Consider the following 13,469-nt stretch of genomic DNA (forward strand, 5'->3'; position numbering starts at 1 on the left):
CGGCTGAATGCCCGGCACATGCGGATCGCAACAGCAGCCGAGCATGGCTCGGCTCTACAGAGGCACAGCGGGCGGTGCGGGTGGATCGCCGCATTGGCGTGGCTGCTCATTCCTTCCGCGCATGCGGCCGATCGCCTGCAGCTTGATCCTTACGGTCTCGACCCGGCGCAGCAGCAGATCGCCAGTCAGACCCTGGCCGACGTGCAGGCACTGCTGCCTGATGGCCTGCTGCGCGCATTGCCGGCACAGGTCCAGGTGCGCTGGCGTGATGACCTGCCGGCCGATGTGCATGGCCGCGCCTTCGCCGGTCGTATCACGTTGCGCCGCGATCTGCTGGATGATGCCGTGCCCGGCGCGCGCCGCGCGCGCCGCAGTGCGCTGGTGCACGAAGTGACCCATGTTGCCGACCGTACGGGGGCGACCTGGTCGCGCAGTGTGCGCTGGCGTGATCTGGCCGGATGGCAGCGCAAGCCCTGGCATCTCGGTCGTGGCGACAACGACTTCCGTGACCGCAGTCCCGATGCGTATGAACTGAAGGACCCGGCCGAGTACCTGGCAGTGAACGCCGAGCTTTTCGTGCTCGACAGCGAGTTCGCCTGCCGGCGCCCAGCGCTGGCGCAGTGGTACCAGGTCCATTTCGGAACGCCGCCATCGCTGCCGCAGTCGCACTGCGCTACGACGCTGCCCTTGCTCCAGGCCGACTCAGAAGACGGTGCCGCATCGCTGCTGCAGCTCGACCCCGCGCGTGTCTATGCCGTGGATTACCTGTTCGCCGAAGGCAGTGCGCAGCCGATGAGCCGCTGGGGCCACAGCATGCTGCGGCTGGTGATCTGCCGGCCGGGCCGTGCGCCGGGGCCGGACTGTCGCCTGGACCTGGAATACCACCGCGTGCTGTCGTTCCGCGCGTTCGTCGGCGACGTACAGATTTCCAACTGGCGTGGCCTGACCGGTGGCTACCCGTCGCGCCTGTTCGTGCTGCCGCTGCAGCAGGTGGTGGACGAGTACACCAAGGTGGAACTGCGGGGGTTGCAGTCGCTGCCGTTGCGGTTGTCGCCCGGCGAGATCGCCAGCCTGCTCGAGCGCACTGCACAGGTGCACTGGAGCTATGACGGGCGCTATTACTTCGTCAGCAACAACTGCGCGGTGGAAACCGCAAAGCTGCTGCAGGCGGGTGTGCCGCGCCTGGGTGAGGCGGGCCTGGCCCAGCTGAGTCCGCGCGGGTTGAAGCGTCGGCTGTCCAAGCTGCGTGTGCTGGACGAGCAGGTGCTCACGGACCGCAATGCAGCGCAGGCGCAGGGCTACTACTTTGCCTCGGCGCGCGATCACTATCAGCAGTTGTTCGCCGTGGCGAGCTCACAGCTGGGGCTGCCGGTGCGTGATGTGCGCGGCTGGCTGAAGCTGCCCGCACCGCAGCGTGCGCCGTGGCTGTTGCAGGGTGACCTGCGTGCCAGCGCCGGGCTGCTGCTGCTGGAACAGGCGGCACAGCGGCGTGCCGAGCTGCGTGCGCGCGATGTGCTGAAACGGCGTCTGCTGGCCGCACCGGACAGTGCCGAGACGCGCGGCCTGCGCCAGCTGCTGGAGCAGGGTGGGCAATGGTTGCGCCCGGGTACGCTGCTGGTGGACGGTGGCTATGGGTTGCCGCTGGCCGATGAGCAGGCGGTGCTGGCCGAAGCAGTTGCCACCGCCAGCGCACAGGCGGTGCCGGCCTGGCAGGCGCTGCGCGTGCAGCTGCGCCATCAGTTGCCGGCAGGCCAGCGCAACGAGATGGATGCGATCGATGCCAACCTCGCCGCACTCGGCGCGCGCCTGCGGGAACAGGCCGCCGCGCCCGCTATTGGCGCGGGAGTTCGATGACGAAACGGCTGCCACCGGCGTTGCCCGCCGTGCAGTAGACGCGGCCGCCGTGGGCGTCTGCGATGGCCTTGACCACCGCCAGGCCGAGGCCACTGCCGCCACCCTGGCGTGAACGCGAACCGTCGGCACGCATGAACGGGCTGAAGATGTCGGCGTGCAGCTCCGGATCGATGCCCGGACCCTCATCCTCGATTGCTACCTGCACATGGCCCGGTGTGTCATGCACGGCAATCCGTACCTTGCCCGGGCTGGCATAGCGGCGCGCGTTTTCCAACAGTGCCAGCAGCGCCTGGCGCAGGCGGGTCGAATCACAGTGCGCATTGTGTTCCTCGCGGCTGGTTTCCAGCTCCAGCACGAAGCCGGCGGCGCGGAACTGCGGGTCGACCAGGGTCATCACCGAATGCACCTCGGCCACCACGTCGGTGCGCGCGCGGCGTACGTCCAGCCGCGCGTTGTCGGACAGGCTCAGCACGCGCAGATCCTCGATCAGGCGCGACAGGCCCTCGACCTGTGCAAGCAGGCTGCGGAACTGCGTCTCGTCTGGCTGGAACACGCCCTCGGCCAGGCCCTGCAGGCGCCCGCGCAGGATGGTGACCGGCGTCCGCAGTTCATGGGCGATGGCTGCATGCCACATCGCACGCTCGCTTTCCATGTGCTGCAGGCGGCGCGCCATCGCATTGAAGTCTTCAACCAGGGTGGCCACTTCGCCCGGCGAGTTCTCCTCGGCGCTGGCACGCGCGCCGAGGTCGCCGCCCGCGAGCGCGCGCACGCTGTCGACCAGCGAATTCAAGGGCGACAGGATGCGATGCGCCAGTCGGAACGAGGCGGCAATGGCCAGTGCCAGGCCGGTCAGGATCACCCCAACCATCCACGCCAGCTCCGGTCCGGTCGGCAGCCAGCTTTCCGGTTCCTCGGCACTGCCGGGGAAGAACTCGACCAGCACCGCGTACAGCAACCATGACGACAGGATCATCATCACGATCACACCGATCACCATCAACGACATCGAGACGATGATGTGTCGACTGAGCCCGGAGCGGCGCAGGCGGGCCATCAGCGGTCGGCCATCAACCGGTAGCCGACGCCGCGCACGCTGGCCGGAACATTGACCATGCCCACTTCGTCCAGCTTGCGGCGCAGCTTGCTGACATGGCTGTCGACGGTGCGTTCCAGCGCTTCGCTTTCCGGCAGGCATTCGTACATCAGTTCGCTGCGGCTGAAGATGCGGGTCGGCGCCAGCGCCATGCAGTGCAGCAGCTTGAACTCGGTGAGCGTGAGCAGCACTTCGTGGCTGTAGCCTTCGCCCTCCACATGCACGGCATGGGTGGCCGAGTCGATCAGCAGCGGGCCCGCCCGCAGCGCGGTCGGTGCATCCACGCGCGAGGCGCGCAACGTACGCCGCAGCACGGCGCGCACGCGTGCTGCCACTTCGGCCGGATTGAACGGCTTGACCACGTAGTCGTCGGCGCCCATGCGCAGTGCGGTCAGCTTGTCCAGGTCCTGGTCCAGTGCGGTCAGCATGATCACCGGCGTTTCGCCGCGCTGGCGCAGCTGGGTCAGCACGCTCCAGCCATCCAGGCGCGGCAGCTGCACATCGAGCAGGACCAGGTCGGGGCGGGCGCTGCGGTGCAGGTCCAGGGCGCTGTGGCCGTCGGCGGCGCGCAGCGTACGCAGTCCTTCGCGTTCCAGATAGGCGGTGAGAATATCGGCGATCTCGGCCTCATCCTCGACGATCAGGACGAGGGCGGCGAGGGCAGGGGCGGCATGCATGCAGGGGCGGGGCCTTAAGGTGCTTGCCTCCATCGTATCTCCACAGTTCCTCCATCGAAACCCCATCATCGCCACGCACACTTCACGCTTCAGAACCTATCAGCCGCCTGCGCGGCATTGTGCACAGCAATGAGAACCTTCAGGACTCCGGCCACGTTGATCGCGGCCCTCTCCCTGGCCATGACGGCCTGCTCAACCCCCGAAGCTACGCCGGCAGCCACACCGCGTGTCAGCGTGGTCACCGTCGGCCCGCAGGTGGTACAGCGCGATGACGAACTGCCCGGCCGCGTGGCTGCCGTGCGCACCGCACAGATCCGTGCCCAGGTGGGCGGCATCGTGCAACGCCGCCTGTTCGACCAGGGCGCAGAAGTGAGCGCCGGCCAGGCCCTGTTCCAGATCGATCCGGCGGCGTTCCGTGCAGATGTTGATTCGGCACTGGCCGCGCTGCAGCGCAGTGAGGCCGCGCTGGGCCGCAGCCGTGTGCAGTCGCAGCGCCTGCATGCACTGGCCGCCGCACAGGCGGTCAGCCAGCAGCACCGCGACGATGCCAGTGCCGAGTACGAACAGGCCCGTGCCGCGGTGAACGAAGCGCGCGCGATCCTGGCGCGTCGCCAGCTCGACCTGCGCTATGCCACGGTCAGCGCGCCGATTGCCGGCCGCATCGACCAGGCGCTGGTGACCGAAGGCGCACTGGTCGGTGTTGCCGATGCCGAGCCGATGGCGGTGGTACAGCAGATCGACCAGGTCTACGTCGATGTGCGCCAGCCGGCGGCCCAGCTGGAATCGCTGCAGCGCAGCGCTGCCGGTGGTGGCGAGCTGCCGGTGACGATCATCGGTGCGGCCGGCAAGCCGCTGTCCGAGCGTGGCCAGATGCTGTTCTCCGGCATCAACGTCGATGCGCGTACCGGTGATGTGATCCTCCGCATCCTGGTCGACAATCCTCAGCGCCAGCTGCTGCCGGGGATGTACGTGCGTGCGAAGGTGCCGCGCGGCGCACCGGCCAGCGCATTGACCGTGCCGCAGCAGGCCGTGCTGCGCAGCGCCGGCGGCCAGGCCTATGCCTGGGTGATCGCGGGCGATGGCAAGGCGGTGATCCGCACGCTGGAGGTTGATGGCAGCGTCGATCGCCAGTGGCTGGTGCGCACGGGCCTCAAGGCCGGCGAGAAGGTGGTGGTCGAGGGTCAGGAACGCCTGCAGGAAGGCGTGGTGGTCGATGCGCGCGACTGGCAGCTGCCGGTCGCAGGCGCCGGTGCCGTGCAGGCCGGCAGCAAGGGCTGAGCCTGTCCCGGGCCGGTCCCTCCAGGAAAATCCAACATGGCACGTTTCTTCATCGACCGCCCGGTGTTCGCCTGGGTGCTGGCGATCTTCATCATCCTGGCCGGTGTACTGGCGATCCCACGGCTGGCCGTTGAGCGCTATCCGGCGGTGGCGCCACCCAGCGTCAGCATCTATGCCAGCTACCCCGGTGCCAGCCCGCAGACGCTGAATGACGCGGTGGTCGGCCTGATCGAGCGCGAGCTGTCCAGCGTCAAGCACCTGCTGTACTTCGAGTCGTCGGTGGACACCTCCGGCGAAGCCTCGATCACCGCCACCTTCAAGCCGGGCACCAATCCGGAGCTGGCGCAGGTGGACGTACAGAACCGGATCAAGGCGATCGAACCGCGCCTGCCGCGCAGCGTTCGCCAGAACGGCCTGTTCGTGGAGGCCGCCGATTCCGGCTTCCTGATGCTGGTCGGCCTGCGTTCGCCGGATGCCAGCGTCAGCGAAGCGGCGCTGGGCGACTTCATGGCGCGCAACATCATCGAAGAGCTGCGCCGTATCGATGGCGTCGGCCGCGTGCAGTTGTTCGGCGCGGAGCAGGCGATGCGGGTGTGGCTGGACCCGACCCGGTTGACCGGCTACGGCTTGACCATGGGCGATGTGGCCACCGCCATCGAGCAGCAGAACCTGGAGATCTCGCCGGGGCGCATCGGCGATTCGCCGGGTGTGCCGGGCCAGCGCATCACTGTGCCGCTGAGTGCCGATGGCCAGCTGTCCACGCCGGAGCAGTTCGCCGCCATCGTGCTGCGCGCCGGGGCCAACGGCTCGCGGGTTCTGCTGGGCGATGTCGCCCGCGTCGAGCTGGGCGCGCAGAGCTATGCCTGGGGCACCCGCGAGGACGGCCATCCGGCCACCGCCGCCGGCGTGCAGCTGCGCCCCGGCGCGAATGCCGTCCGGACCGCATCTGCGGTGCGCGAGCGCATTGCCGAGTTGGCGCCGCTGCTGCCGCGCGGCGTGGAATCGAGCATTCCGTTCGACACCGCGCCGTTCGTCAAGATCTCGATCCAGAAGGTGGTGCAGACATTGCTGGAAGCGATGCTGCTGGTGTTCGCGGTGATGTACCTGTTCCTGCAGAACTGGCGCTACACGCTGATTCCGGCGCTGGTCGCACCGATCGCGCTGCTGGGTACCTTCGCGGTTATGCTGGCGCTGGGCTTCTCGATCAACGTGCTGACCATGTTCGGCATGGTGCTGGCAATCGGCATCATCGTCGACGACGCGATCGTGGTGGTCGAAGGCGTGGAACGGATCATGGCCGAGGAGGGCCTGCCGCCGCGCGAGGCCACCATCAAGGCCATGCGCGAACTGACCGGTGCGGTGATCGGCATCACCCTGGTGCTGACCGCGGTGTTCATTCCGATGGCGCTGGCCAGCGGTTCGGTGGGCGCGATCTACCGCCAGTTTACCGTGGCGATGGCGGTGTCGATCCTGTTCTCGGCGCTGCTGGCCTTGAGCCTGACGCCAGCGCTGTGCGCGACGCTGCTGCGCCCGAACAGCCATGGCCATCATGGTCGTGGTGGGCTGTTCGGCGCCTTCAACCGTGGCTTCGAGAAGATGACCGGGCGCTACCAGCGTGGTGTGGCGTCGGTGCTGCAGCGGAGCGGGCGGGTCATGGGCGTGTTCGCCGCGCTGGTGGCGGCGCTGCTGCTGGGCCTGCACTGGCTGCCGGGCGCGTTTCTGCCGGAAGAGGACCAGGGCTACTTCATGACCTCGATCCAGCTGCCGGCCGAAGCCACCGCCGAACGCACGCTGGCGGTGGTGGAAGCCTACGAACGGCATGTGGCGTCACGCCCGGGCATCGGCTCCAACCAGTCGATCCTCGGCTACAGCTTCTCCGGGACCGGCCCGAGCGCGGCGCTGACCTACACCATGCTGAAGGACTGGGGCGAGCGTGCAGGGGCAACCGCGGCCGGCGAAGTGGAGGCCGCGCAGAAGGCGATGGCCACGATTGCCGAGGGCGAGGTGATGAGCGTGATGCCGCCGGCCATCGACAGCCTGGGGCGCTCCTCCGGCTTCTCACTGGCGCTGCAGGCGCGCACCGGGCAGAGCCAGGCAGAGCTGCGCGCTGCGCTGCAGCAGCTGCTGAAGGCGGCCGAGGCCAGCCCGCTGCTGTCGGAGGTGCATGCCGATGGCCTGCCGGCGGGTACCAGCGTGCGGCTGGACATTGATCGCGCCAAGGCCGAGGCGATGGGCGTAGGGTTCGAGCAGATCAGCAGCACGCTGTCGGCGGCGATGGGCTCGCAGTACGTCAACGACTTCCCCAACAAGGGCCGGCTGCAGCAGGTGATCCTGCAGGCCGACGCACCGCACCGGATGGAGCTGGAGGATGTGCTGAAGCTGTACGTTCGCAACAGCGAAGGCGGCATGGTGGCGTTGTCGGAACTGGTGACACCGCACTGGACCGAGGCGCCGCTGCAGCTGCAGCGCTACCTCGGCTTCCCGGCGTTGAACCTGTCTGGCGCACCGGCCTCCGGCGTGTCGACCGGACAGGCCATGGCGGAGATGGAGCGGCTGGCCGAAAAGCTGCCGTCCGGTTTTGCCCTGCAGTGGACCAGCCAGTCGCTGCAGGAGCGTGAATCGGGCGCGCAGGCACCGTGGCTGTTGCTGCTGTCGATGCTGGTGGTGTTCCTGGTGCTGGCGGCGCTGTACGAGAGCTGGTCGATCCCGCTGGCGGTGATGCTGGTGGTGCCGCTGGGTCTGCTCGGTGCGGTTGCTGCGGTGTTGTTGCGGGGCATGCCCAACGACGTGTTCTTCAAGGTCGGCATGATCACCGTGATCGGGCTGTCGGCGAAGAACGCGATCCTCATCGTCGAGTTCGCGCGCCAGCTGCAGCAGCAGGGTCGCGGCCTGGTTGAAGCAGCGCTTGAGGCGGCGCGGCTGCGCCTGCGGCCGATCGTGATGACCTCGCTGGCGTTCGCGCTGGGCGTGGTGCCGCTGATGCTGGCGCAGGGCGCGTCGAAGGAAACCCAGCAGGCGATTGGAACCGGTGTGTTCGGCGGCATGGTCAGCGCGACCGTGCTGGCGGTGTTCTTCGTACCGGTCTTCTATGTAGTGGTGCAGGGCGCGCGGCAGTGGATCGCGCAACGCCTGCGCAGGCGCCGGCCGATGCCGGGAGGAACCGTGGATGGAACGGAACATCGTTGAAGATCTGCACGAGCAACAGTTGATGGTGCTGGAGCAGCGCCTGTGCACCGCGCTGCTGGAACATGATCACGATGCGCTGACCGCGCTGGTATCGCCGGCCTTGTTCATGATGGATGGCCACGGCGGGCGCATGCTCGACCTGCCGTGGCTGGGCGATTGGCTGGCCGGTGGCCTGCAGGTACGAAGCCTGCAGCTGCACGCGGTGGAAACCCTGCTGTGTGGCCGCCTGGCACTGCTGTCCAGCGACGTGCGGCTGTCGGTGTGGCAGCAGGACCAGGAGCGCGAGCTGAAACTGCGCCTGCTGCGGGTGTGGACCTGCAGTTCCGGCGAAAGCGGTGCGCAGCTGTTGTCGATGGCGGTACTGGCCGCATGAGTGCGGTCAGGCCGCTTTCAGGCCCCGCTCACCGGCAGGTGGTAGGGTCGAGCCTCTCTGTAGTGTCGACAAGGAGTCGAGCCATGCGTGTAGTTCCCAGTCTGTTGGCAGCCTCCCTCGGGTTGGTGCTGGCCGCGTGCCAGCCGGCCCAGCCGCCCGCCGCGGGCGGCAATGATGTCCCGCCTGCCACGCCGCAACCGAGCGCCAGCACCGAAGGTGGCAGCGAGACCACCTACCAGTGTGGTGATCTGAGCGTGCGCGCGACCTTCAATGGCGAGGATGCGGCCACGGTGGTGATCGGCGAGCGCACCTTCGCCATGACCTCCGAACGCGCGGCATCCGGCGCCAAGTACGGCGATGGCCAGGGCAACAGCTTCTGGACCAAGGGCAGCGATGACGTGCTGCTGAGCCTGAAGGGCGAGGCGGACCGCGAGTGCCATGCGGTCGAAGCCACTGAAGGCGATGGCAGCGCAGGCAATGCCGCGTTCCGTGCCACCGGCAATGAACCCGGCTGGCTGGCAGTTGTCGACGGCGACACGCCGGGCCTGCAGGTGGAAGTGGATTACGGTGAGCGTCGTTTCGACGTCGCCAAGCCCACCGAAGGTGCTGACGGTTGGAGTGGCAAGGCGTCCGATGGTACCGACGTCAAGCTCAGCTTCCAGCGTACCACCTGCAAGGACGACATGAGTGGCGAGGCGTTCGAGGCCAAGGTGATGCTGACTGTCGGCACGCGCCAGTACCACGGCTGCGGCAATTTCGGCGCGAAGCAGCCGTAAGCCCTCTGTAGAGCCGAGCCCACGCTCGGCTGCGTTGTGCTCTGCACAGGCACTGCAGCCGAGCGTGGGTTCGGCTCTACATCAACATTGCGGTTCAGCCCTCGCAGGGTTTCAGGTCCAGCTCGAAGTCCAGGTCATAGCGGCTGTTGATCGCGATCAGCGCATCACGGATCGCACAGTCACTGCGATGGCGCGCGACCAGATCGGTGAAGTTCTTCTCGCGGCCCTCGCAGTACTTCGCGCCGGCCTCTTCCAGTTCGCGGCGGCGCTTGTCGTCGTACGCCTCTTCGCCGGCGAAGTGCTGGCAGGTGTTTTCGCGCGCGAGGAAGGCCTGCACGTCGGCCGGCATCGTGCAGTAGATACGCACGTCGTCGACGTCATACACGTCGGCAGGAACCGGGCAGCCTGCGGCTGCACGTGCCTTGTCCAGCGCCTCATCACCCGAGGGCAGGTCGGTAGTGGGCTCGGCTTCGGTAGTGGCCTCGACGGCGGCCGGTGTCTCCACCGCCGGTGCGGCCGTCACCGCCGGTTCGACAGGCGCGGCCTTCGGCGCAGCATTGGCCGTGCTGTCCGCTGCCTGCGGCGAACACGCCGCAAGCAGGGACAGGCAACCGATCAGCGCAAGGCGCTTAGTCGGCACGGCCAGCGAATTCGCCGGTGGCGGTGTTCACCAGCACGCGTTCGCCGTTGACGATGTACTCCGGCACCATGATCTCGATGCCGGTGTTGAGCTTGGCCGGCTTCGGGCGCTTGGTGGCGGTGCCACCCTTCAGTTCCGGCGGCGTCTCGATCACTTCCAGCACCACCGAGGCCGGCAGCTGGATCGCCACCGGCTGCTCGTCGATCACCTGCACGTAGATGCCGGTCAGGCCGTCGGTGATGTAGCCGGCGTCGTCGCCGATCACGTCCGCGTCCAGGGTGTAGGGGGTGTAGTCCTCGTCATCGAGGAACACGAACGCATCACCGTCCTTGTACGAATAGGTGGACTGGCGGCGCAGCAGCTCGACCTCGACCAGGTTGTCGTCGGCATCGAAGCTGGCGTCGAGCTTGTTGCCGCCCGGCACGCTGTACATGATGAAGCGGAAGCGGACGTTGCCGCCGCGACCCTGCGGCGAGCTGCGCTCGATGTCGCGGATCTGGTACACGCCGTTGTTGTACTCGACGACGTTGCCCTTCTTGATGTCGTTGGCTTTCATGGTGATCTAGGTCGTTGGGGGAGGGCGCCGTCCCGGCGCCCGGGGGAATCACTTCGGAGCGAGGCGGGTGGCGCCGTCCAGGCGGATGGTCTCGCCGTTGAGGTAGGTGTTGCCGAGGATGAAGCCGACCAGGCTGGCGAAGTCTTCCGGCTTGCCCAGGCGCGACGGGAACGGAATCGAGGCCGCCAGCGACTGCTGCACGGCTTCGGGCATGCCGTCGACCATCGGCGTCCAGAACACGCCCGGGGCGATGGTATTGACGCGGATGCCGAAGCGCGACAGTTCGCGCGCCATCGGCAGCGTCATCGACACCACGCCACCCTTGCTGGCGGCATACGCGGCCTGGCCGATCTGGCCTTCATAGGCTGCGATGCTGGCGGTGTTGATGATCACGCCGCGCTCGCCGTCGGTGCCGGCTTCATTATGCTGCATGCGATTGGCCGCGGCCTTGGCGACGTTGAAGCTGCCGACCAGGTTGACCATCACCGTGCCCTGGAAGCCGGCCAGCGGCATCGGACCTTCTTTTCCAAGCACGCGGCCAGCGCCGAGGATGCCGGCGCAGTTCATCGCCACGTTCAGGCCGCCGAGGAAATCGTGGGCCTGGTCGATGGCCGCAGCCACGGCCGCCTCATCGCTGACGTTGACGTTGAAATAGCGGGCCTTGTCGGCCCCCAGCCCGGCAACGGCGGCTGCGCCCTTGTCGTCGTTGAGGTCGAACAGGGCCACCTTGCCGCCCTGGGCGACGAGGTGCTGGGCCACGGCCAGGCCGAGGCCGGAGACGCCGCCAGTGATCACGGCACGTACGGAAGACAGCTGCATTGAACGGTCCTGCAGGTTCGAGAACCGCCGATCCTAACGGAAGCCGCGACCGCCGCTGTTGTGCACTGCGCCGCCGGTACAGGGCGGCGCAGTGCGGTGGTCAACCGGCGGCGGCCAGCGCCTGCCCGGTGCGGCTGGCGGTGGCGCGGCCGAGCAGGCCGGCCAGCCAGCGGCCGGTCTCGGCCAGTGCCGGCAGGTCCACGCCGCTGTCCAGGCCCAGGCCCTGCAGCAGATAGACCACGTCTTCGCTGGCCACATTGCCGCTGGCGCCCTTCGCATACGGGCAGCCACCGGCGCCGGAGACGGCACTGTCGACCACGCGCACGCCTTCTTCCAGGCAGGTGGCGATGTTGGCGATGGCCTGGCCATAGGTGTCGTGGAAGTGCACGGCCAGCGCCGCCATCGGGATCTCGGCGGCCACCGCCTGCAGCATCGCCCGTGCCTTGCGCGGGGTGCCGACGCCGATGGTGTCGCCCAGCGAGATTTCGTAACAGCCCATCTGGTGCAGGGCGCGCGCCACCCGCACCACGTCGGCCAGCGGCACCTCGCCCTGGTAAGGACAGCCGAGCACGGTGGAGACGTAGCCGCGCACGCGCACGCCATCGGCGGCGGCACGGCGCAGGATCGGCTCGAAGCGGGCCAACGATTCATCGATGCCGGCATTGGTGTTGGTGCGGTTGAACGCCTCGGACGCAGCGGTGAACACCGCCACTTCCTCCACGCCCACCGCACGGGCGCGGTCGTAGCCCTGTTCGTTCGGCACCAGTACCGGGTAGTGGATGCCCGGCCGGCGCTGGATGCCGGCATAGACCTCGGCGGCGTCGGCCAGCTGCGGAATCCACTTCGGGCTGACGAAGCTGGTCGCCTCGATACTGCGCAGGCCGGTGGCCGACAGCCGGTTGATCAGTTCGATCTTGTCGGCGGTGGACACCGACTGCTTTTCGTTCTGCAGGCCGTCACGCGGGCCGACCTCGACGATGCGGACGTAATCGTTCATGCGGCCTCCCCGGCGGTGGGGCGGTGGCAGACCGCCTCGATGTTGTTGCCATCCGGGTCGAGCACGAAGGCGCCGTAGTAATCCGGGTGGTACCAGGGGCGCAGGCCCGGGGCGCGGTTGTCGCGACCGCCAGCGGCGAGGGCGGCGGCATGGAAGGCGTCCACCTGGTCGCGGCTGGTGCAGGCGAAGGCCACGTGCACGCCGTGGCTGGCAGTGCCGCCATTGCCAAGCCAGAAGAACGGCTTGCCGTCGCTGCCGAAGCCGATGTGGTCGTGGGCGCCGGTCTGTTCGGCGGTCACTTCCATCACCACGCCGATCTGCAGTGGCGCCAGTGCCTGCAGGAAGAAGGTCTTGCTGCGCGCCAGGTCGGCGCTGGTCAAACCAAGATGATCGAGCATGTTCAGGCTTCCGTGACCCAGTGGGGCGCGCGCTTGTCGAGGAAGGCGCCCAGGCCCTCCTGGCCCTCGGCGGACACCCGCAGGCGCGCGATCAGGGCGGCATTATCGCGATCCAGGGTGTCGCGGTCATGGCTGTCGCGGACCTGGCGCACCAGCTGCTTGGCGGTGGACGAGGCGATCGGGCCGGCCTTGTCGAGCAGGGCCAGCTGGCGTTGCACGGCCTCGTCCAGGCGTTCGGGCTCGACCAACTGGTGGACCAGGCCGATGCGCAGCGCGGTGTCGGCATCGAAGTGCTCGCCGGTGGCGAACCAGCGGCGGGCCTGGCGCGGACCGATGGCTTCGATCACATAGGGCGAGATCACCGCCGGCAGCAGGCCGAGGCGGCTTTCGGTCAGGCCGAAGCGGGCGGAGGTGCTGGCGATGGCGATGTCGCAGCAGGCGACCAGGCCGACGCCGCCGCCGAAGGCCGCGCCATGGACCCGGGCCAGGGTCGGCTTGGGCAGCTCGTCCAGGGTGCGCATCAGCCGGGCCAGGGCCAGTGAATCCTCGCGGTTGTCGGCCTCGCTGGCGGCGGCCATGCCGCGCATCCACTGCATGTCGGCACCGGCCGAGAAGGAGGCGCCGTGGCCGGCCAGTACCACCGCGCGCACCGAATCATCGTGGCCGGCGGCCTCCAGTGCGGCGGTCAGGCGGGCGATCAGCCCGGCGTCAAAGGCGTTGTGCAACTCCGGCCGGTTCAGCCAAAGGGTGAGGACGGCGCCGCTGCGCTCGATCTGCAAAGCATCGTTCATGGGATTCCAGGGTCACTCCATACCTGTATGG

The 13,469-nt window shown here is 68.1% G+C and carries 13 protein-coding genes; 5 read left to right on the forward strand and 8 right to left on the reverse strand.

The features are described from left to right. Positions 1–18 precede the first annotated feature (18 nt). A complete protein-coding gene (locus ACW5IY_RS10185) occupies positions 19–1,854 on the forward strand; it encodes an Lnb N-terminal periplasmic domain-containing protein (protein WP_444454885.1) in 1,836 nt (611 codons plus the stop codon). Here ACW5IY_RS10185 and ACW5IY_RS10190 read toward each other — a convergent pair. Both ACW5IY_RS10190 and ACW5IY_RS10195 read right to left on the reverse strand, forming a co-directional pair. After that, complete coding sequence (locus tag ACW5IY_RS10190; protein WP_049434991.1) at positions 1,832–2,908, reverse strand: ATP-binding protein; 1,077 nt, start codon at positions 2,906–2,908, stop codon at positions 1,832–1,834. The two genes, ACW5IY_RS10185 and ACW5IY_RS10190, sit on opposite strands and share 23 nt — an antisense overlap. Then, entirely contained in the window at positions 2,908–3,624 is a 717-nt protein-coding gene (locus ACW5IY_RS10195) for a response regulator (RefSeq protein ID WP_192840206.1), read from the reverse strand. Before ACW5IY_RS10195 ends, ACW5IY_RS10190 begins: the two co-directional genes overlap by 1 nt. A 129-nt stretch (positions 3,625–3,753) precedes the next feature. Here ACW5IY_RS10195 and ACW5IY_RS10200 point away from each other — a divergent pair, with 129 nt between their 5' ends. From ACW5IY_RS10200 to ACW5IY_RS10215, 4 genes are all read left to right on the forward strand, one after another. After that, a complete protein-coding gene (locus ACW5IY_RS10200; protein ID WP_049434993.1) occupies positions 3,754–4,902 on the forward strand; it encodes an efflux RND transporter periplasmic adaptor subunit in 1,149 nt (382 codons plus the stop codon). Between the two features lie 36 nt (positions 4,903–4,938). After that, positions 4,939–8,088, forward strand: coding sequence for a multidrug efflux RND transporter permease subunit (locus tag ACW5IY_RS10205; RefSeq protein WP_457327198.1), 3,150 nt, complete (start codon positions 4,939–4,941; stop codon positions 8,086–8,088). Further along, positions 8,069–8,461, forward strand: coding sequence for a nuclear transport factor 2 family protein (locus tag ACW5IY_RS10210; protein ID WP_049434995.1), 393 nt, complete (start codon positions 8,069–8,071; stop codon positions 8,459–8,461). The genes ACW5IY_RS10205 and ACW5IY_RS10210 overlap by 20 nt, the downstream gene beginning before the upstream one ends. An 83-nt stretch (positions 8,462–8,544) precedes the next feature. Further along, positions 8,545–9,237 carry a COG3650 family protein gene (locus tag ACW5IY_RS10215; protein WP_049434996.1) on the forward strand — a complete coding sequence of 231 codons (693 nt, stop codon included), beginning with the start codon at positions 8,545–8,547 and terminating at the stop codon, positions 9,235–9,237. A 94-nt stretch (positions 9,238–9,331) separates the two neighbouring features. On the opposite strand, the gene ACW5IY_RS10220 is transcribed toward ACW5IY_RS10215, so the two are convergent. From ACW5IY_RS10220 to ACW5IY_RS10245, 6 genes are all read right to left on the reverse strand, one after another. Continuing rightward, complete coding sequence (locus ACW5IY_RS10220) at positions 9,332–9,877, reverse strand: hypothetical protein (RefSeq protein ID WP_049434997.1); 546 nt, start codon at positions 9,875–9,877, stop codon at positions 9,332–9,334. Then, on the reverse strand, positions 9,867–10,433 hold the full coding sequence (gene yeiP, locus ACW5IY_RS10225) for an elongation factor P-like protein YeiP (RefSeq protein ID WP_005409468.1): 567 nt from the start codon (positions 10,431–10,433) through the stop codon (positions 9,867–9,869). Before yeiP ends, ACW5IY_RS10220 begins: the two co-directional genes overlap by 11 nt. A 48-nt stretch (positions 10,434–10,481) precedes the next feature. Then, a complete protein-coding gene (locus ACW5IY_RS10230; RefSeq protein ID WP_043399005.1) occupies positions 10,482–11,252 on the reverse strand; it encodes an SDR family oxidoreductase in 771 nt (256 codons plus the stop codon). 100 nt (positions 11,253–11,352) lie between these two features. Continuing rightward, complete coding sequence (locus ACW5IY_RS10235; RefSeq protein ID WP_049434998.1) at positions 11,353–12,249, reverse strand: hydroxymethylglutaryl-CoA lyase; 897 nt, start codon at positions 12,247–12,249, stop codon at positions 11,353–11,355. Next, positions 12,246–12,647: a VOC family protein gene (locus ACW5IY_RS10240; RefSeq protein WP_457327203.1), complete on the reverse strand. Its 402-nt coding sequence runs from the start codon at positions 12,645–12,647 to the stop codon at positions 12,246–12,248. Before ACW5IY_RS10240 ends, ACW5IY_RS10235 begins: the two co-directional genes overlap by 4 nt. Before the next feature lie 2 nt (positions 12,648–12,649). Beyond that, complete coding sequence (locus ACW5IY_RS10245; protein WP_049435000.1) at positions 12,650–13,438, reverse strand: enoyl-CoA hydratase/isomerase family protein; 789 nt, start codon at positions 13,436–13,438, stop codon at positions 12,650–12,652. Positions 13,439–13,469: the final 31 nt, after the last annotated feature.

The sequence above is a fragment of the Stenotrophomonas sp. C-A genome (genome assembly GCF_054030835.1).